The organism is Prochlorococcus sp. MIT 0604 (genome assembly GCF_000757845.1).
In the GTDB taxonomy this organism is placed as follows: Bacteria; Cyanobacteriota; Cyanobacteriia; order PCC-6307; family Cyanobiaceae; genus Prochlorococcus_A.
Map to the genome: position 1 here is coordinate 76,022 of NZ_CP007753.1, position 19,844 is coordinate 95,865.

Sequence of the window (19,844 nt, forward strand, 5' to 3'; positions counted from 1 at the left end):
TTTATTTTTTGCCTAAAACAGCCTTAGTTGTTTTGCCTAAACCCTCTAATGTTTGAGGAAGATATGGTCCTTTTGCTAATTTTCCTCCAAGTTTCAAACTTAAGCCTGCAAGAAATAAATCGATAAATATTATCAGTAATAAATTATATTCAATATTCCAGTTATTATATTTCGCTAGAAAAAGATAAAAAATAATATGGATGCAAATAAGTACTAATAATAATAGTGTGCTGCCAATTGCCAAAAATATTCCACCACTAATTAATCTTCTTTTTTCTCTATCTACTTCTTGAAGAGCTATTCTGACATGCAAATCCATCACTGAACTTGCGATGGCTGAAATTCTGGAGGCTGTATTTGCAAAGTTTTTATTTTTTGGTTTTTCCATATTATTTTCTGCCACTGTTTAGGAGACTTCCTATTAGTAAACCAATACCAGCTGCAATAGCAATAGATAATAGTGGTTTTTTTCTTATTGGACTTTCTATTTTTGGTCTAAGTGTATTGTTAAGCTCTTCTAATAATTCTTCTAATTGACTTTCAATAGGCTCAATTTTTTCTGATATTTCCCAATTGTTTTCCCTTATTGAATCAATGATTTCAAACAGTTGGCTTTTTATTCCAAATGCCGAGGTTCCACTATGGCTAGCTATTACTTCAACTAAATCATCAATACTCCCTTTTGTGGCTTCAAGGGTTTGTTGTGCAATGTTAGGCCATTTTTCTTTTATTAAAGGTATTAAACTATCAATTTTTTCAAGTAACCATTTTTCCAAGATAACTTCTTTTTCAGGAAGATCAGATTTATCTTCTTTTTCTTCTACTTCTTTGGGAGGATGGTAAGTCTCCATTATTAAAGCTAATTTATTTAAGATTAGACCCTATTTTCGTAATTTGGAACCCTTATCTAAAGAATTGTGCGATTTATATAGAATAAAAACATATAAAAGTTTATTTACATTTTATTTATCTACTCTGTTCTGTAAGAAGGTTTTGTTAAGCTATTACTGAATTTATTAAATGAGTTTAAATTTCATCATGGATATTACATTTGCATCATTAATTTTTGCATCTCGCACAATCCCTACAGATTTTGGATTAGTAGCTGCAGCTATCGCTGGAGCTGGAAGTTTGCTATTCATAGCTTTAAGATTTGTTCCTGATGCAAGTAATTAAATAAAAGGAAACATTTCTCTGAAAATATATCTTTACTAAACTTTGTTTTGAAAATAGATTCGATTTATTTATCAAATAGATAATGAATAAATGGGTTTTGCTTGAACATAAAGTTTATTTTGCTAACTCGTTCGATATTCATTATGATTTCCTTGTTGAAAATGGGATAGATTGTTTAACATGGAAATTTTTAAAACTACCTTTATTAAATCAAGCTTCTGTAGAAATTTCTAAGCAGCCAAATCATAGACTTTTATGGCTATCCAGGATTGAACATGAACTTTCTGATAATAGAGGGTTTGTAAAAAGAATTGATCATGGAATATTTAAAAACGTTTCTGATAAATTGGACTCTGAATATTATCGATTCATTTTGGATGGTGAACTTCTTTCTGGTTTGTTTGAAATTTCGGGAAATTCTTGTAGATTAAGCAAAAATTATTAATATTCATTTATAAATAAACGTAATATTTCTATTGAGAATTTTTGTAAATTAGTTATTCTTATTTAGCTGTTGAGACTTGAGATTGGTACATATCAATCAGGTCGAGTTTGAAAATTTTAAATCTTTTGGGGGAAATGTAAAAATTCCTCTTGAAGAAGGTTTCACGGTGGTTACCGGCCCTAACGGTTCTGGGAAAAGTAATATTTTAGATGGAATTCTATTCTGTTTAGGTCTAGCTAATAGTAGAGGGATGAGGGCTGAAAGATTACCAGATCTAATAAATAACTCCAAAGTTAAAGAGGGTAAGTCATCAGAAACATCTGTATCAGTAAAATTTAATATTCAGGATTGGTCTCCCAGAGAAGACCTTCCGCCTTTGGAACTAGAAGAAGAAGAAATTGCCCTTAATAAAGGTCAAAAAGAATGGTTAGTTTCTAGAAAATTAAGGCTTATGCCAGGTGGTTCTTATGCTTCTACTTATACTTCTGATGGCAAACAATGTACCTTGCAACAAATACAGAGAATATTAAGAGATATTAGTGTTGATCCTGAGGGTAGCAATGTTGTTATGCAGGGTGATGTAACAAGAATAGTATCAATGAATAATAAGGAGAGGAGAAATCTTATTGATGAATTAGCAGGAGTCGCACTTTTTGATACAAGAATAGAACAAACTAATGCAAAATTAAATGACGTTTTCGAAAGACAAGAAAGATGTGAAATTTTAGAAAATGAATTGCAATCTAGTAAAAATAAGCTTGAAAAAGAATGTGAAAAAGCAAAGCGATATAAAGATTTAAAGGCAAAACTATTACAAATAATGGAATTAGAGAAAGTTCTTATGTTTAAAAAACAAGTTAAACATGTTGAATCTATAGAAAAAAAAGAAAGTGAAATTGGAAAAAATAAAATTTTATTTAATAAACAAAAAGAATCTATTAGTAAAGAAATATCAGTCTTAGAAGATGCCTTGAAAATACTTGTTGATGAACTTAAGGAGAAAGGCGAGGATAAATTGATTAAAGTGAATTCTGATATTGGAAGTATTAATTCTAGCTTGAGAGAACTTGATAGGATATCAAGTCTGAATAAAGAAGAAGGTATTAAATTACAAAAGCAGAGAGATCAAATTTCAATTTCTAAAAGAAATATTGAGTCAGAAAAGATGAGACAAGAAAATTTCGATGATAATTTTTTAAATCAATTGAACTTGCAAATTGATGATCTCACTTTAAAACACAAACTTTCCAGAAAAAAACTTTCTGACGCAGCTGGAGAATCTGGAGAATTCTCAAAACAAAGTATCAAATTAAATACTGAGCTTGAAAGTATAAAAAATCACATTAATCCTTTGGAAATAAAAAAAAGGAAAATTGAAGAAGAAACTATTCAAAATAATATACAAAAAGATGAGATATTGTCTCAGATCGAATCCTTAGACTTAGAAAAGGAGAAGCTTTTTCAGGGAAATCAAAGCAAAAAAGAGACATCAGATACAAAGAATAAAAACCTGGCAAGTAACAGCGCAGAAATTAATTCTTTAAAAAATGAAATTGATTTATTAATTAAAACTAAATCAAGGCTAAACAATGAGCAATTAAGGCTTGAAAAGGATTTATCTAGATTCGAAAGTAGGAAGGAAGCTTTAAACGAATCTAGAGGTTCATATGCCCTCAGAATTCTCTTAGAGGCAGGGTTAGAGGGTATACATGGTTATGTAGCTCAACTTGGAGAGGTCAGTGAGAAAAATAGATATGCATTAGAAATTGCTGCTGGAAATAGGTTAGGACAAATTGTTGTAGATAATGATCATATTGCTGCTAAAGCAATTGAAATTCTTAAAAAGAAGAAAGCGGGAAGATTAACTTTTTTACCTTTAAATAGAATTAAAAGTCAAAAAAAGAATTATGCGATTTCAAGATTTGAAAATAACAGAGAGAATGGATTTATTGATAAAGCTATTAATCTAATTACTTTTGATGAAGTTTATTCAGATGTTTTTCGATATGTTTTTGGAGATACTTTGGTTTTTTCAGACTTATCTTCAGCTAGGTTGTCTACACAAAAAAATAGGTTGGTTACCTTAAGTGGTGAATTATTAGAAGCAAGTGGAGCTATTACAGGCGGTAGTAAGTTAAATAAAGATTTGGCTTATAGGTTTGGAATTAATAATGAAATTGATGATTCCAGTCCTATAAAAGAAAGATTATTAGTTATCGAAGAAGCTTTAAAAGAGTCAAATAATGATTTGATAATAAAAAATAATAGACTTAGTAAATTAAATTCTAACCGCAGTCAAATTATTGAGGATTGTGCCTCATTTAATAAAGAAATTGAAGTAAATCAAGATTCTCTTAAAGTTGTCTCGCAAAGAATTGAGGATTGTAAATCGAGATTAAATAAACTTGATACTGTTAATAATTTATTAGTTAACGAGTTAGGTCTTTTAAAAAATGAATTGCAGCCTTATCACGATAAGTTTAATCAACTACAAACCATTCAAAAGGCAAATTATGAAAAAAATCAAAAATCATCATTAATAGCTTTTAATGACGATTTTAATAATCTTGATAAAAAACTTGAATTACTTATTAAGGAGAGAAATACATTATTAGATAAAAAGAATCAATTTGCTTTAGATAAAGAGCGTATCAATAATTCATTAAAAATTACTTTAATACAAGAAAAAAACTTGCAGGAATCTATTAAACAACTAGCAATTGCTCATAATGAATGGGTAGAAAAAAGAGATCAATTTAAAAAAGAACTTGTAGATCTCGATAATCAAAAAAATTCTCTAGAGAGGGATTTAGGTTTATTGAGAAGGAAAAGAGATGAATTAAACTCTTCAATTTCAAACAAAAGGCAAGAATATAATAACTATCTGTTGAAGCTTGAATATCTTGAAAGGGATATGCATTCTCTTAAAGAAGAGATGAGGAGCGAGAAAATAAAATTAGAAAATTATAAAAAAGATTTACCTAATCCTTCCCCGGAGTTTGGAGAATATGAAGGGAAGAGTCTTGAATCTTTGCAATCAGAAATTTCGATCATAAATGCAAAACTGCAAAGCTTAGAACCTGTTAATATGTTGGCTCTTGATGAATTAGAAGAATTAATTGAGAGATTAAAAGGTTTGCGAGAAAAATTAGAAATTCTATCTAATGAAAGATCTGAATTATTGCTGAGAATAGAAACTGTATCTACGATGCGACAGGAGGCTTTTATGCAAGCATTTACAGAAGTTGATAAGCATTTTAGAGAAATTTTTGCAAATTTATCTGATGGAGATGGTTTTCTTCAACTTGAAAATCCTAATTCTCCTTTAGAAGGAGGATTAACTTTAGTGGCTCATCCTAAAGGGAAAAATGTCAGAAGATTAGCCTCTATGTCAGGTGGAGAAAAATCATTAACTGCTTTAAGTTTTTTATTCGCTTTGCAAAAGTATAAACCTTCACCTTTTTATGCATTAGATGAGGTTGATAGTTTCTTAGATGGTATAAATGTTGAAAGATTGTCAAAATTAATATCTAATCAGTCATCAAATGCTCAATTTATAGTCGTAAGTCATAGAAGGCCTATGATTAGTGCGTCTGAACGAACAATTGGGGTTGCGCAAGCAAGAGGTGCGAATACTCAAGTTCTTGGGTTACCAAATGCTGCATAAACACACTTTTTTAAATTTATACGTCAGAATGATAAAAAGAAATTTATGAGCTTGTCTAACACATCTGCTAATAAGAATCTCCCTAACTCTGTTCCTAGCGAACGTTTATGGTTAAGGTCAGAATTAATGGGAACTCAAGTGATAACCACTGATACTGGCAGGCGTCTAGGCGTAGTTGGCGAAGTTGTTGTTGATATCGATAGAAGAGAGGTGGTCGCTTTGGGACTAAGAGATAATCCACTTACAAGATTTTTACCAGGTTTGCCAAAATGGATGCCTTTAGAAAGTATAAAGCAAGTTGGAGATGTCATATTAGTTGACTCCCTAGATTCTTTGAGTGAGAGTTTTTCTCCAGAAAGATACGGGAAGGTGATTAATTGTCAAGTGATTACAGAATCTGGTCAACTTTTGGGAAGAGTTCTTGGCTTTTCTTTTGATATTGAGACTGGGGATTTGATATCTCTTGTTATGGGTGCTGTTGGTGTTCCGCTTTTAGGTGAGGGAGTTTTAAGTACTTGGGAAATACCTGTTGAGGAAATTGTAAGTAGTGGTACTGATAGGATTATTGTTTATGAGGGTGCTGAAGAAAAATTGAAGCAACTAAGTAGTGGACTACTTGAGAAACTTGGAGTCGGGGGTTCTTCTTGGGATGAAAGTGAAGCAAGTGGATACTCAGCAAATCTTGTACCTGTTGAGAATCAGTTACTTTCAGGTTCTGAATCAGAACAGCAAAACAATTTGGTTGAGGAATATGAAGAAGTTGTTGAACAAGATGATTATGAAGATGATTATGAAGATGATTATGAAGATGAACTTGAATATGTTGAAATAAAGGGTTCCTCAGAGGAAATAAATAACAGAAAAAAGCTATATATGGATAATGATTATTCTGATCAGATCGAGAATCAAAATAGTGTGAGTTCAATAGATGAAAAAAACAATATTGATCTTAAGCAAAAGAAAAAATCAACTACTAATTTAGCTTCGAAAAGACCAATTCAAAATGCTACTGAAACTTTAGATATTGAACCACTAGATGAACAAAATTTAGTTCAAGATAATAAAAAATTAGAAAAGTTTGAAATTGATGATCCCTGGTAATTGTTAAAGTTTTTCTATTGAATTAACAATTATAGAAGCAAGTTTTTTTGCTGCACCTTTATCGCCTCTTTCTTTTTGTAGATTATCTCTAATACTTTTTAATTGCTCTCTATTTTTAATAAGAAATAATACCTCACTTGCAATTTTTATTGGCGAAATATTACCTATCCTTTCAGGGACAATCATTCTTTTAGCTTTAATATTTGGCCAGGCAAAAAATTTCTTTTTTTTAAGATAGAAATTTTTAATTATAAAAGTTAGGAATCTATTAATGAATGAAATTTTTCCAATTACTCCAAAAATTCCATCCCATGCATTCATCATGTTTAAATGTTGAGTTGGTAGAACGACTAACATTGGAAGACTAATTGCTGCTAGTTCTGCAGTATTTGCTCCAACAGTTGTAATTGCAAGATCACATTCTTTTAAAATTTCATAGCAAGGATGTTTCTTGATTAGATAAATCTTTGTATTTTTTGATGTTTCAATTACATAATCAAAACGAGAGTCTTTGAAGTTTTTAATTGTTTTGATTTTTGATGAGTAATATTTAGCAATTGGATTTTTATTACTTTGAAAAAATAAATATTCACTTTTATCAGTAGTTGGGGCAATGGGAATTATAAAATTTATATTTTGATTTTCTTTAGCGATATGATCTGCAACTTCTAAGAAGAAAGGAATTCCAACAGAAAGCTTTGCTTTCTTAGAACCGGGCAACAATGCAATGTAGTGTTTTTCTTTATTTTTTAATGATATTTCGCTATTAAGTTTGATATCTGCCATCAAATCGCCAATGACTTTACATTTATATTCATATCTTTTAGGTATTAACTCTTTTACTTTTACATTCATAGCAGCAATTTCGTTGGTCCATTTAGGCCATCGCGAAACCCATTCAGCATATGTGATATTTATATAACCTAATCTTTTGGCTAATAAAATGCTCCAAAATTGATCCCCACCAAGGAAAATAACCACCCCTTTTTTTGGCCAATTAGCAAAAGAATGTGGCTTTATTAATAATTTCCAAAAACTTTTGGATTTTGTAATTAATTCGAATTTATTCCATGACTTTGCAACTAAAAACTCTTTACCAGTGGCATTTGGGCAAGGAACAAGGACTAACCTAAGGGTGAGATCGGGTTTATTTTCATCACATAGTGATTTATTTATTTTGTTAAGCTCATTCACTACAGGATTTACCCATGTAGTCAATTCACCTGGACCATTGGAAATTATAACTACTGCAACTGATTTTTTTTTCATTGCAGTTAAACCAGAATACATTAAATGCGGACGGCGAGACTTGAACTCGCAAGGCCGAAGCCACACGCTCCTTAGACGTGCGCGTCTACCAATTCCGCCACGTCCGCAAAGGGTTTTCAGCAACCGGGTGATGCCTAAACCTTAAAAATATCATACATTATTGGCTGAAATAAGCATTTAGTTCGAAAAGAGTTTTTTGAATATGATGAATAATTTTTCTATTGCATAAAACAAATATTTATACATATATAACGTTTTAGGTTGTATTGTAAAAAATGTCCTCTGATCACTAAAAAATTTTGTTTAATATTTTGGCAAATAATTTTTTATTTTAAGTCATTTCATTTCTTCAATTTTATTTTCATAATGGTTGAAAAAGTTTTAATTGCTAATCGTGGAGAAATAGCTTTACGAATTGTCAGAAGTTGTAGAGAATTAGGTATTGCAACCGTTGCAGTTTTTAGCACTGTAGATAAAAAAGCATTGCATGTTCAGCTTGCTGATGAGGCGGTTTGCGTCGGAGATTCATTAAGTAATAAGAGTTATTTAAATATTCCAAATATACTTGCTGCTGCTACATCGAGAGGAGTTGATGCTATTCATCCTGGTTATGGCTTTCTTGCGGAAAATGATAAATTTGCTGAGATGTGTAATGATCACGGCATAGTTTTTATTGGTCCATCTCCTAAAGCTATTAGATCTATGGGAGATAAATCTACAGCTAAAGAAACAATGGAAGCAGTTGGAGTTCCAACAGTACCTGGTAGTAAAGGCTTGTTATCAAATGTTGATGAGGCTTATAAATTGGCAGATGATATTGGCTATCCAGTAATTATTAAAGCGACTGCTGGAGGAGGTGGAAGAGGTATGAGGTTGGTTGAAAACTCTGATAATCTAGAAAAAATGTTTAAAGCAGCTCAAGGCGAAGCAGAAGCAGCTTTTGGTAACGATGGTTTATATATGGAGAAATTTATAAAGAAGCCAAGACATGTAGAAATTCAAATTTTGGCCGACAGGTCGGGTAATGTTGTTCATTTAGGAGAGCGAGATTGTTCAGTTCAAAGAAGACATCAGAAGTTGCTAGAAGAGTCTCCCAGTCCTGCAATTAACACTGAGCTAAGAAAAAAAATGGGGAACGCAGCTATTGCTGCTGCAAAAAGTATCGGCTACGAAGGAGCGGGGACAGTTGAATTTTTAGTTGATGATGATAATAATTTTTATTTTATGGAGATGAATACTAGGATTCAAGTTGAACATCCAGTTACTGAAATGGTTACAGGAGTTGATTTAATAGCAGAGCAAATTAAAATCGCAAGCGGAGCAAATTTGGAATTTAATCAGGATGATATCCATTTAAATGGTCATGCCATTGAATGTAGAATCAACGCTGAAGATCCTTCTCACAATTTCCGACCATCACCTGGAAAAATAACTGGGTGGCTTCCTCCCGGTGGCCCTGGTGTAAGGGTGGATAGTCATGTGTATACAGGCTATGAAATACCTCCTTTCTATGACTCATTAATTGGTAAATTAATAGTCTGGGGAAAAGATCGTAATACAGCAATTAAACGTATGAATAGGGCTTTAAATGAATGTGCGGTCACTGGTATTCCTACAACAATCAACTTTCATCTAACTTTACTGAATAAATCTAAATTTAAGCAGGGTAAAATACATACTAAATATGTAGAAGAAGAATTATTGCCAAATTACTGAGAAATAATTAATTATTTCTATGAAATATGAGAATGTAATGCAAGTTTTATAAGCCCTTGCTGACCGACTAAAATTTCTCTTAAAAAGCTTATAACTCCGATCCAAATTACGGGTCCAACATCAACACCTCCAATAGGAGGAATTAGTTTTCTTGTTAAATTAAGAATGGAGCTTGATGGTATTGAAATTAATAACCATAAACCTTTACTTAAATCAATTTTTGGGTACCAAGTAAGTATTAATCTTATTAGAAAAACTATAGTTAGATATGAGAGAGAAATTCCTAAACTAATATCTAAAATTTGAAGAGAGTTTACAAGCAAGAAATCACAATTATTTAACTCATCTTAATAAATAACCCATTGAAACGTATTTAATTCGTATTATAAATTGAGAATTTAATATTTAAAAAGTGTTTCAAATCTCAAATTTATTACTAGCCGCAGATTTTTCTGCTGAAGTCGCAAATAATTCAGCAGTTGGAATGATAGGTAGTTTTATTGCGGCTGCCTTACTTATCGTTATTCCAGCCACTGCATTTTTGATTTTTGTCAGCCAGAAAGATTCCCTCGATCGTACTTCTACTGGAAGACGCTAGTTTTTGTAGAAGTTTTAAGTACACTATATATATAGGGGATATAAGTAACCCTTTAAAAAATAAATTTTTGGAGAAAGAATGTGGTCAATGCTAGTCTCAATTGGGCCAGTATTGTTGGTATAGTTCTCGCGGTATGTGGAGGAGGCCTTTATTTCTTGAGGTCCTTTAAGCCTGCCTTGGCAAGGGATTATGATGTTTTCTTCGCAGCAATTGGACTTTTGTGCGGAGGAATATTATTTTTTCAAGGCTGGAGGTTAGATCCTATTCTTCAGTTTGGTCAGTTTTTACTTGCAGGAACTACAGTTTTTTTCGCATATGAAAGTGTGCGATTGAGGGGAGTTGCTACTGATCAAGCTCGAAGATCATCTTATTTTGATGATGATCCTATTTCTGATGGTCCCAGAAATTCTAGAGGCCGATTTAATGATGATTACGATAGGTTTGAAGAATCTGAAAGACCATCCAGAAGATTTAAACCTCAAGAAGATGAATTTGAAGAAGACTATATGGAGGGTAGATCTCGTAGGAGGAATGTTTCAAGAGCGATACCTTCTGCTGCAGCAAGTAGAAGTAGGCCATCTACAAGGGAAATAAGTCAGTTTGAAAATGACGAATCTATAAGAAGGAGAAGACAGACTTCTGAAGATAGAAATAGTAAACAACCCGAAACAAATAACTTTGGTCAAAGAAGAAATTTATCTCGCGATGAAGTTAAAACAGGGTCTAGACCCAGAATGAATCGTACAGTTTCTAGACAAGATAATATCTCTGCTCCTAATGATTCTTCTCCATTAAGAAAGAAACCTTCAAGATCCCCTATTAGGCAACAAACTTCAACTGCTCAAGTAGAAGATGCTTCTTTCAAAGATATTAATCAATCCAAAAAAACACGTGAGAGTCGAAGAGCAAGCTCCTCAGCTAGATCAAGTGCAAAAAATCAAACTGGTAGGTATAGCGTTGGAACAAACAAAAAGAAACCTAGAGATAATAGCTCTAGATTCGACGATTAATTATAAGATTCCTGCCCATTTTAAAAACGATTGTCGACTTAATAATTCAATTAATATTATTGCAAGGAAGCCAATCATTGCGAACCTTCCATTAGTTATTTCCGAATAACTACTCCATCCAAATTTATATTCATCTTTAATTTCTATGGATTTTTCATCTAATTTATTGTCCTCAATTTGTTCATTGATTTGATTCGGATCTTTTTGCTCTTCTATAAAACTCTTATTCTCTAAATTAGTGGCTTCTGAGTTAGTTTGTTCTTCTTTAGAATTCATTTTTTTTGCTAATCCTTAAAATTATACTTATCAGAAGTCAATAATTTCCAGTCTCCTTGTCCATTTAATTCTAAAATATTTTCATGAAAATCTTTTAAACTAGGTCTATGTCCAACACTAATAAGTGAAAGTTCTCGTTCCTTTAATAAACTATATAGTTTTTTTTCAGTGTCAATATCTAAAGCGCTTGTAGCTTCATCAAGTACTGCAAATCTTGGAGAGTTTAGTAAGAGTCTTGCAAAAGCCAATCTTTGTTGTTCCCCTAGAGAAAGAATTCGTGGCCAATCTTGTTTAATATCAAGATTAGGATACCGATCCACTAAAGTTTTTAAATTTACTTCATGAAGTACAGAAGTAAGATGTTCATCACTAAATTTCTTAACCTCTGTGGGATAACATAATTGTTCCCTTAAAGAACCTAGTAACATGTAAGGTTTTTGAGGTATGAATAATAATTCCCCAATTTTTGGTTTTTTAATTACTCCCTGATCGGGTTCCCACAAACCACTAATCATTCGCAATAATGATGTTTTTCCACATCCTGATGGTCCAACAACTAAAAGTGATTGATTATTGTCGATGCTCAAATTTAAGTTTTTAATTATTGTTTTATTTGATCCTGGTGGGCAAAGGTCAGCATTATTAATAAGAATTGAAGGAAAATCTGAAATAACGTTTTGATTGCTTGTGGGGTGAGCTTGACTAATAGATTCGACTTTTGATTGAAATCCTTCTAATCTCCCAATCCCAGCAGTAAATTTTGCTAGTTCTTCTATTTGATTAACAATGAAAAATAACGAACCTTCAACCATTCCAAATGCAAAACTTGCTTGGATAAAGCGCCCATAATCAATATCACCTTTAAAGTAAGGTATTGCCATTATTAAATATGGAAAGAAGTTTCCTGCATAATTAATGGATCTTCTCATAACGTCAATTATTACTCTCCATATAATTAGTAAATTAAAGTTTCTTACCACTTCTCCTAAGCGCCTTTCAGTTTCACTTCGCTCAGGATTCTCCCCAGAATAAAAGGCAATTGATTCAGCATTATCTCTAATATGAACTAAGCCATATCGAAAATCTGCTTCATATCTGAGTTGATCAAAGTCAATCTTTACAAGATTTTTTCCAGCAATTAAAAGGATAGAAGTTGCAAATGCAGCGTAGCCAAATAAAGAAAAAGTAAGTGTTGTACTAATACTCCATAAAATAAGGATATTAAGTGAAAATGTTAGTAGTGCATCAAAAATACCTAATGTGAAAGAAAGACTTTGCCCGGTAAAAGCTCTGGTATCATCTGTGATCCTTTGATCAGGATTATCTACATCAGTTTGCTCTTCGTCATTGGGATTTAGTTGGTAATACGCTTTATTAGTCATATAATCTTTGACTAAGCTTTTTGAAAGCCATTCTCTCCAAATTATTCCCAATTTATATGTAAAAAATATTTGGGATACACGAATTGGTAGAGCAACAGCGAAACAACATGCGTAAATCCCTAATATCCTATAAAATCCATCTTCTTGTTTTTCTACTAATGCATTTGTTAAATCTCTTGCTATAAATCCTATTCCAGCGTTTATTCCGTTTACAGCTAAAAGCATTAATACAATTATCGCAAGGAACAACCAATGCAACCATCTTCGATTTTTTAGTTGACGCCTTAAGCTAAAAAAGCTGCCAGACCCAATTAAAAATAAGGCAGAGAAAAGTAATCCCCAACTGCCAGACCAAATTGAATTGACTGTATTTACTACACCTCCGAAATACTTTTCGAGAAAAATTGGTTGAAAACTTTCAAAAAAACTGATTATTCCTGTAAGACCAACAAGTACTACTCCACCAACACAAAATAGAAGAGAAATCAAAAGCCATATGAATTGAAATCCATTGCATTGATCTATTGGTAGAAAAAACGGCTGGGATAGTTTTCTTAATTTTTGTAATTGGTACAGTATTTTCGATTTATTTTTGACGGCTTTATTCATTACGCGACGAGTTTTATAAAATCAATTATATCTTTTAAAAGTCTATTGACCAAAGCCAATAAATGAAAGTGCCCAGTCAGGTAAATTTAAGTAATTCAAGATTGTTGCATCAAATTCATGTACTTTAGAAAAAGATTTATCTAATGCCCACCATATTAGAAAAGGCAAATTAAATAAAATTTGTAACTGCCATTTATATGTTAAAACGTTCCATATTTTAATTAACTTATTTTTGAGTGAATCATCTAATTCTTCCCAATTTTTTAAAATTAAATTAAAGAAATTTTTTGATTCTGTATTTAAGGAATCTGGGGTATTCATTATGTGTTTTTCTTTATTTATAACCCATAAACATTTCTTTCGAGAGTTTTAACCTGGGGGCCAATTCATTTTTCTGCCAGATAAAAAATGAATATGTAAATAAAAAACTGTTTGTCCCGATTCTGCTCCAGTATTAATTACTGTTCTCCAATTAGTTAAATTTTTTGATTTAGCTATTTTGCTACCAACAAAAAGTAAATGCCCTAATAAATTTGCATCTTCTTCAATACAATCTAATAAACTTATAATTGGCTTTTTTGGAATCACTAAAAAATGTACTGGTGCTTGTGCCTGGATATCATTAAACGCAATACAAAAATCATCTTCATAAAGCTTATCGCAGGGTATTTCTTCATTAATTATTTTTTGAAATATTGTAGTTTCAGTCATTAGATTAATTAATAGAAATTACATCTTTTTCGTTGAACCCTTCCTTTACAAGTTCTTTGTTCAAATCATCTTTTGATGTAACTCTATCAACAAATAATATTCCGTTTAAGTGATCCATTTCGTGTTGAATACACCTCGCCAGAAGTCCATCTGCTTTCATTTTACGTGGTCTACCCATTTCATCTCTAAATTTTAATTTTATAGTTGATGGTCTTACTACATTCAAATATACGCCAGGTATACTTAAGCAGCCTTCTTCGTATGAATTAAGGGTTGTTCCAAAGTCTGTAATTTCTGGATTTATTAATATTAGAGGTTCTGCTGCTGAATCTTCAAAATTTACATCTATGACAAGAAGTTCTTTGTTGATACCAATTTGAGGTGCTGCAAGTCCAATTCCTTTAGCTGCGTACATGCTTTGAAGCATTTCTCTCGCAAGTTTTCTAATCGATTCGTCAACCTTAGTTATTCTTTTGGAATTTTGTCTTAATACATCATCACCAAGTTTATAAATATCTAGAGATGGCTTACCTGTTTGTTCTTTTGCAATTTTTTCTGAGCTTCCATTTGTTCTTGACTTTTTTGCAAGTTGTGAAAAATGGTTTGCCACGTTAAAAAGTTTTTAATTAAGAGTTTAGCTATAAAAATATTAGCACTTTAATTTGCTTTCTTTATATTTTTTTTAAATGAGTAATGATGATAAGTTAAAAGTTAGGCAAACTGAATCTAAAAAAATTGCTTTCAAGGAATTAACTATTATTAGGGATACCATTTTTTGGATTGATGTTGTTGGTGAAGGTCAAAATGAGAATGCTATTTTTGCAAGACCATTTAATAATAAAGAGGCTTTTCCTCAGAAATTAACAAGTAAAAAATATAATATTAAAAATAATTTTCATGGATATGGTGGTAAATCTTATAAATGTATAAATTTTAAAAATAATTTTTATTTGATATGGATAGATCAGATTACTAAGGCGGTATGGTTTCAAATTTTTAAAGAGGCAGCGAAAACTGATAGAAGCCAAAATAAATATCTCGTTTCAGTTCAAGGACCTAATCAACTATCTAAATCAATTGATGGAAATTTTGATTCTTCATTTGTCATTTCTGAAAAAAATTTATTGTATGGAATTTGCGAAATAAATAATAGAGATTATTTATTTTCTTTAAATTTAAAAAAAACTAAACAAGATATTTATCGAATAAAAAAATTTAAAAATTTTGCTGGAGAATTATCTTCTAATAGATCTGCTAACTTACTTTCCTGGATAGAGTGGGATTATCCATATATGCCCTGGGAGAAAAATGAGCTATTTTTTGCTCAAATAGATCAAGATGGTGAGATACAAAAAATAAAAGAATTCTCAAATAAGCTGATAAATTCCAAAAAAAACGTTTCTTTTTTTCAACCATATTGGATAAGTGAAACACATTTGGTATGTTCTGAAGATAGTTCTGGATGGTGGAACTTATTGTTTTTAGATGTTAGTGAAATTGAGAATATTTTTATTAAGAAAAGAGTAAAGAGACATTTGATTGAATATGGAGCACCACAATGGGTAACGGGAACAACATTTTTTTCAGGGAATAAAAAAAATTTATTTTGTGTAGCAAAAAAAGAAAATAGTTTAATATTGGAACAATATATAGATCTTGAATTTGTTAAAGAATTTTCTACTCCTTTTACCTCAATTAGTGATTTCAGTGTTTTTCGGAAAAAAGTCCTTTTAAAGGGTTATGGATCTGATTTTTTGGGAATTATATTTGAAATTGATTTTGCAAAAAAAGTTTTATCAAATTTTTCTGAGCAGATATTTTTTGATCATATAAAAGATTGTTCAAAACCTGAAACATTTTGGTTTAAAGGTTTTGAAGATAAATCAACTCATTGTTTTCTTTATAGACCGCTTGTTGAAAATTTTAAAAAGCCACCGCTCCTTGTTAGAGCACATAGCGGACCAACTTCATGTTTTGATGGATCATATAATTCTGAAGTTCAATATTGGACGTCGAAGGGATTTTTTGTTGCTGAAGTCAATTATGGAGGATCATCAGGATTTGGTAAAGCATATAGAGAGAGGTTGAATCATAAATGGGGTATTGTTGATTCTTACGATTGCAAAGAACTAGCTCTTGAATTGATTAAATCAAATCAAGTTGATAGTGAAAAAGTAGTGATTTTTGGGAATAGTGCTGGTGGGTTAACTGCCCTGAATTGTTTATTATATGGTTCTATTTTTAAAGCAGCAATTTGTAAATATCCTGTTATTGATTTGAAGGATATGCATTACAACACTCATAGGTTTGAAAAAGATTATTTAAATTCTTTGGTAGGAAATTATGCAAAAGACCTTGATGATTATATAAATAGATCACCGATAAATCATATTAACAAAATAAAAAAACCTATCTTATTGTTTCATGGGAAAAAAGATACAGTTATTTCTTATAAACAAACTTTAATAATTAAAGAAATTTTGATTCAGAATAATAAATATTCAGAAGTTATTTTTTTTGATAATGAAGGGCATGGTTTTAGAAATATTGAAAATAAAGAAGTTGTAATGCAAAAATCGCAGGAATTTTTAAAAAATGCTTTGAATATTTAAGAATTGATTTTCAGAAAATCAATAGTATCTTTTAATTTTTCTATAAACATATCAATTTCTTCCTTATTGGTTGTGAAATTCATACTGATTCTAGCTGTTGATTTAATTCCAATGTATCTGTGAAGAGGTTGGCAGCAATGATGTCCACTTCTGATGCAAATTCCTTTTGAATCAAGAATTTCAGCAATATCATTTGAATGTATATTTTTTATATAAAAGGTGGCAAGTGAGGCTCTGTCTGGATCTATCTCTGGTGATGGACCTATGATTTCAATATTTTCTATTTGATTTAATTTTTCAAATAAATATCTAGTAATAGTTTTTTCATATTTATGAATTTCATTCAATCCAATATTGTTAATATAATTAATTGCTTCTGCAAGACCTATTGCTTCTGCTATGGCTGGAGTTCCAGCTTCAAATTTGTGTGGCAGCTCTGCCCAAGTACTTGTCTCTTCAAAAACATCTTGAATCATTTCGCCACCTCCAAAGAGAGGAGGAATTTTTTCTAGGATTTCTTTTCTTGACCAGAGGAAACCAATACCTGTAGGACCGCATAATTTATGTCCTGATCCAGCTAAAAAATCTATATTAAGATCAATCACATCCAGTTTTTGATGAGCCAAACTTTGGCATGCATCTATTAACACTAAAGAACCTTTTTGTTTAGCTAATTTAGTTATTTCTTTGATTGGATTACAGCAACCTAGAGTATTACTAACATGAACTAGGCTAACAAGTTTAGTTCTAGATGTTAGTTTTGATTTAAAGTCGTCTATATCTAATTTCCCATCTTTATCTATACCTATAAATTTTAATTTGCATTTATTTTTTGCTGCAACCATTTGCCATGGAACAATATTGCTATGATGCTCCATTATTGATAAGAGAATTTCATCGTTTTCTTTTAATGAATATTCGCCCCATGATCTAGCTACTAGATTGATTGCCTCAGTAGCATTTCTTGTGAAAATAATTTCTTTTGCTGAATTCGCTTTTATATATTGGCTAATTAAATATCGTGCATTTTCAAATTCTTCTGTCGCTTTAGCACTTAATTGATGTGCGCCTCTATGTACATTGGCATTAAAATTTTTATAATATTCATTAATTTTTTCTAAGACTTGCTTTGGTTTTTGAGTGGTTGCTGCATGGTCTAAATAAATAATTTGCTCACTACTTTTTAAGTTCTTATTTAAAAGAGGAAAGTCTTTCTTCGTTATTTCAGGAAAATTTTGAATTGTTTCCATTAATTTTCATTTAAAAGTTTATCAAGCAAATCCCATCTATCTTTTGAAACGGGAATAAATGAAATTATTTCTTGAAAGTAAGAACTTAATTGTAGTTTACTTGCTTCTGTTAATGTGATCCCTCTTGTTCGCATATAAAAAAGTTCTTCTTCATTTAGTTGTGAAATTGTAGCTCCATGTTTGCATTTGACATCATCAGCAATTATTTCTAATTGAGGTTTGGTATCTATTTGTGCGAGATTTGATAAAAGTAAATTTCTGCTTAATTGAGAAGCATCAGTTCTCTGGGCAACTTTCGGGACTATTATTGAACCTTCAAATATTGCATGTGATTTATCGTCAGCAAGTGATTTATTAATTTGATCTAGAAATCCATTTGGGCCATTAAATTCTATTTTTGTATAGGTTGAAATTTGCTCATCTTTTTTTGTTATTTGCATACCTTTGATATTGGTCCTAGCGTTTCCTTCAGATTGTTTAATACGAATTTCAAATCTTGCATAATTAAATTTGAAATGTAAAGATCCTAAATTATATTCGCTATTTTTTTGTTGAATTACATTGAGAGAATTTAAGAGATTTGATTTATTTTCCCCGTAAGAAACAACACCATGGTTTACGGAACTATTTTCTTCTAAACATAAGAACGTTGATTGAGATAATGAAGAGTTGTCTTTACCAAGATTTACTTGTAATAAATCAATATCACAATTTTTTTCTAAAAATATTATTAGGGTTTTTGCGTTTAAAGAATTACTCGATGCGTGACTAAAGATTTCAATAGGAGGGATTTCTGATCCACTTACTTTAAATCCCAAGGTATTATTTGTACTGTTTAAAGATAGATTTAGTAAGTCACTCCAATTTTCGTTTTGATCAAAACAAGATATCTGTTCCTTGATATATTTAACTAATTTATCCTCACTTAGTTGATTGATTGAATAATTTTCCTCTACTAAATTAATTTGGCAATTATCACCAATTACTAGCCTAATTGTACTTGGAGAATTTTTCGGATATGGTATATCAAATTTTGAATCTTTTTCATTAACTGAGTAATCTAAAAGGGTTGACAATTTTGATTTATTTGAAAGTCTCCATTGCTCACTTTTGGGATTAGGAAGGGGATTTGATTGTAATTTATTTAGACAGATTTTTTGTATTTCTGTTTGATTATCAATCGATTTATTGGTTTTTATTTTTTCAATAATTTCCATTTATTTAGGTCTCTTTTATAAAGTTATCAGTCCATTCATATCCTTTTTTCTCAAGCTCTAGAGCAAGATCACTCTCACCAGTTTTTATGATTTGTCCGTCTGACATAACATGGACATAATTTGGTTCAATCTCATCTAATAATCTTTGATAGTGGGTAATAAGTATAATTCCAGTTTGTGCATTAGATATTTTTTTAATTCCTGATGCCACTATTCTTAGAGCATCAATATCTAGACCAGAATCGGTCTCATCTAATATTGCTATCTTGGGCTCGAGTAATGCCATTTGCAGAATTTCATTCCTTTTTTTCTCACCTCCGGAAAAGCCTTGATTTACACTCCTTGATAGGAATGCGTGATCCATTTTCACAATCTCTAATTTTTCTTTAACTAATTCTTCAAAATCAAAAGTATCTAATTCTTCTTTGTTGAGGAATTTCCTTCTAGCATTTGTTGAAACTCTAAGAAACTCAAGATTACTTACACCTGGAATCTCAATTGGATATTGGAAACCAAGAAAAATTCCTGATTGAGATCTCTCTTCAGGTTCTAAAGAGTTGATGTTTTCACCTAAAAATTTTATGTCGCCATTTGTAATATTATACGAGGGATGTCCTGCAATGATTTTCGAAAGAGTACTTTTCCCACATCCATTTCTACCCATGATGGCATGGATTTCTCCGGGATAGACAGTAAGTGAAACCCCTTTCAAAATTGGAAGATTATCAGTAGATGCAGAGAGATTTTCAACTTCTAAAATTGGATCTGATTCTTTCATTTTACTTTGCATATCAGTTTAGAAATT

At 31.1% G+C, this 19,844-nt stretch carries 20 protein-coding genes and 1 tRNA gene; 8 read left to right on the forward strand and 13 right to left on the reverse strand.

All coding sequences use genetic code 11. The features are described from left to right. Nucleotide 1: 1 nt before the first annotated feature. A complete protein-coding gene (locus tag EW14_RS00340; protein ID WP_025932891.1) occupies nt 2-388 on the reverse strand; it encodes a phage holin family protein in 387 nt (128 codons plus the stop codon). 1 nt (nt 389) lies between these two features. Next, nucleotides 390-851, reverse strand: a complete 462-nt coding sequence (locus EW14_RS00345; RefSeq protein ID WP_042849543.1) for a DUF883 C-terminal domain-containing protein — start codon at nt 849-851, stop codon at nt 390-392. Nucleotides 852-1,038: 187 nt separating this feature from the next. Between EW14_RS00345 and EW14_RS09985 the strand changes: the two genes are divergently transcribed. From EW14_RS09985 to EW14_RS00360, 4 genes are all read left to right on the forward strand, one after another. Next, nucleotides 1,039-1,176 carry a hypothetical protein gene (locus EW14_RS09985; RefSeq protein ID WP_002806908.1) on the forward strand — a complete coding sequence of 46 codons (138 nt, stop codon included), beginning with the start codon at nt 1,039-1,041 and terminating at the stop codon, nt 1,174-1,176. Nucleotides 1,177-1,258: 82 nt separating this feature from the next. After that, nucleotides 1,259-1,621: a hypothetical protein gene (locus EW14_RS00350; RefSeq protein WP_042849544.1), complete on the forward strand. Its 363-nt coding sequence runs from the start codon at nt 1,259-1,261 to the stop codon at nt 1,619-1,621. Nucleotides 1,622-1,697: 76 nt separating this feature from the next. Continuing rightward, the gene (gene smc, locus EW14_RS00355) at nt 1,698-5,288 is read left to right on the forward strand and encodes a chromosome segregation protein SMC (protein WP_042849545.1); all 3,591 of its coding nucleotides are present in this window, start codon (nt 1,698-1,700) and stop codon (nt 5,286-5,288) included. A gap of 45 nt (nt 5,289-5,333) precedes the next feature. Beyond that, entirely contained in the window at nt 5,334-6,389 is a 1,056-nt protein-coding gene (locus EW14_RS00360) for a PRC-barrel domain-containing protein (protein ID WP_042849546.1), read from the forward strand. A gap of 3 nt (nt 6,390-6,392) precedes the next feature. Here EW14_RS00360 and EW14_RS00365 read toward each other — a convergent pair whose 3' ends face one another. Then, nucleotides 6,393-7,679, reverse strand: a complete 1,287-nt coding sequence (locus tag EW14_RS00365; protein WP_042849547.1) for a glycosyl transferase — start codon at nt 7,677-7,679, stop codon at nt 6,393-6,395. A 4-nt stretch (nt 7,680-7,683) separates the two neighbouring features. Further along, nucleotides 7,684-7,765 (reverse strand) — tRNA-Leu (locus EW14_RS00370). 259 nt (nt 7,766-8,024) lie between these two features. Here EW14_RS00370 and accC point away from each other — a divergent pair. Beyond that, complete coding sequence (gene accC, locus EW14_RS00375; protein ID WP_025893889.1) at nt 8,025-9,374, forward strand: acetyl-CoA carboxylase biotin carboxylase subunit; 1,350 nt, start codon at nt 8,025-8,027, stop codon at nt 9,372-9,374. Between the two features lie 17 nt (nt 9,375-9,391). Here accC and EW14_RS00380 read toward each other — a convergent pair whose 3' ends face one another. Next, nucleotides 9,392-9,697 (reverse strand): YggT family protein, encoded by a 306-nt coding sequence (locus tag EW14_RS00380; RefSeq protein WP_042849549.1) that lies wholly within the window; start codon nt 9,695-9,697, stop codon nt 9,392-9,394. An 89-nt stretch (nt 9,698-9,786) separates the two neighbouring features. Here EW14_RS00380 and psbX point away from each other — a divergent pair, with 89 nt between their 5' ends. After that, nucleotides 9,787-9,972 carry a photosystem II reaction center X protein gene (psbX, locus tag EW14_RS00385; protein ID WP_025905805.1) on the forward strand — a complete coding sequence of 62 codons (186 nt, stop codon included), beginning with the start codon at nt 9,787-9,789 and terminating at the stop codon, nt 9,970-9,972. Nucleotides 9,973-10,052: 80 nt separating this feature from the next. Then, nucleotides 10,053-10,982: a Ycf66 family protein gene (locus EW14_RS00390; protein ID WP_042849550.1), complete on the forward strand. Its 930-nt coding sequence runs from the start codon at nt 10,053-10,055 to the stop codon at nt 10,980-10,982. Here EW14_RS00390 and EW14_RS00395 read toward each other — a convergent pair whose 3' ends face one another. From EW14_RS00395 to def, 5 genes are read right to left on the reverse strand one after another with little or no spacing between them, the layout of a single operon-like run. Further along, complete coding sequence (locus EW14_RS00395; protein ID WP_042849551.1) at nt 10,983-11,258, reverse strand: chlorophyll a/b-binding protein; 276 nt, start codon at nt 11,256-11,258, stop codon at nt 10,983-10,985. Between the two features lie 8 nt (nt 11,259-11,266). After that, nucleotides 11,267-13,249, reverse strand: coding sequence for an ABC transporter ATP-binding protein/permease (locus tag EW14_RS00400; protein ID WP_042849552.1), 1,983 nt, complete (start codon nt 13,247-13,249; stop codon nt 11,267-11,269). Between the two features lie 42 nt (nt 13,250-13,291). Further along, nucleotides 13,292-13,570 carry a hypothetical protein gene (locus EW14_RS00405; RefSeq protein WP_042849553.1) on the reverse strand — a complete coding sequence of 93 codons (279 nt, stop codon included), beginning with the start codon at nt 13,568-13,570 and terminating at the stop codon, nt 13,292-13,294. 48 nt (nt 13,571-13,618) lie between these two features. After that, nucleotides 13,619-13,960: a histidine triad nucleotide-binding protein gene (locus EW14_RS00410; RefSeq protein WP_042849554.1), complete on the reverse strand. Its 342-nt coding sequence runs from the start codon at nt 13,958-13,960 to the stop codon at nt 13,619-13,621. A 4-nt stretch (nt 13,961-13,964) separates the two neighbouring features. Continuing rightward, nucleotides 13,965-14,570: a peptide deformylase gene (def, locus tag EW14_RS00415; RefSeq protein WP_042849555.1), complete on the reverse strand. Its 606-nt coding sequence runs from the start codon at nt 14,568-14,570 to the stop codon at nt 13,965-13,967. Nucleotides 14,571-14,646: 76 nt separating this feature from the next. On the opposite strand from def, the gene EW14_RS00420 reads away from it, so the two are divergent. Beyond that, the gene (locus tag EW14_RS00420; RefSeq protein ID WP_042849556.1) at nt 14,647-16,572 is read left to right on the forward strand and encodes a S9 family peptidase; all 1,926 of its coding nucleotides are present in this window, start codon (nt 14,647-14,649) and stop codon (nt 16,570-16,572) included. On the opposite strand, the gene EW14_RS00425 is transcribed toward EW14_RS00420, so the two are convergent. The 3 genes from EW14_RS00425 to sufC are packed head-to-tail and all read right to left on the reverse strand — an operon-like array spanning nt 16,569 to nt 19,829. After that, entirely contained in the window at nt 16,569-17,822 is a 1,254-nt protein-coding gene (locus EW14_RS00425; protein WP_042849557.1) for an aminotransferase class V-fold PLP-dependent enzyme, read from the reverse strand. The two genes, EW14_RS00420 and EW14_RS00425, sit on opposite strands and share 4 nt — an antisense overlap. Then, nucleotides 17,822-19,039, reverse strand: coding sequence for a SufD family Fe-S cluster assembly protein (locus EW14_RS00430; protein ID WP_042849558.1), 1,218 nt, complete (start codon nt 19,037-19,039; stop codon nt 17,822-17,824). The genes EW14_RS00425 and EW14_RS00430 overlap by 1 nt, the downstream gene beginning before the upstream one ends. Before the next feature lie 4 nt (nt 19,040-19,043). Next, nucleotides 19,044-19,829, reverse strand: coding sequence for a Fe-S cluster assembly ATPase SufC (gene sufC / locus EW14_RS00435; RefSeq protein ID WP_011817562.1), 786 nt, complete (start codon nt 19,827-19,829; stop codon nt 19,044-19,046). Between the last annotated feature and the right edge of the window lie 15 nt (nt 19,830-19,844).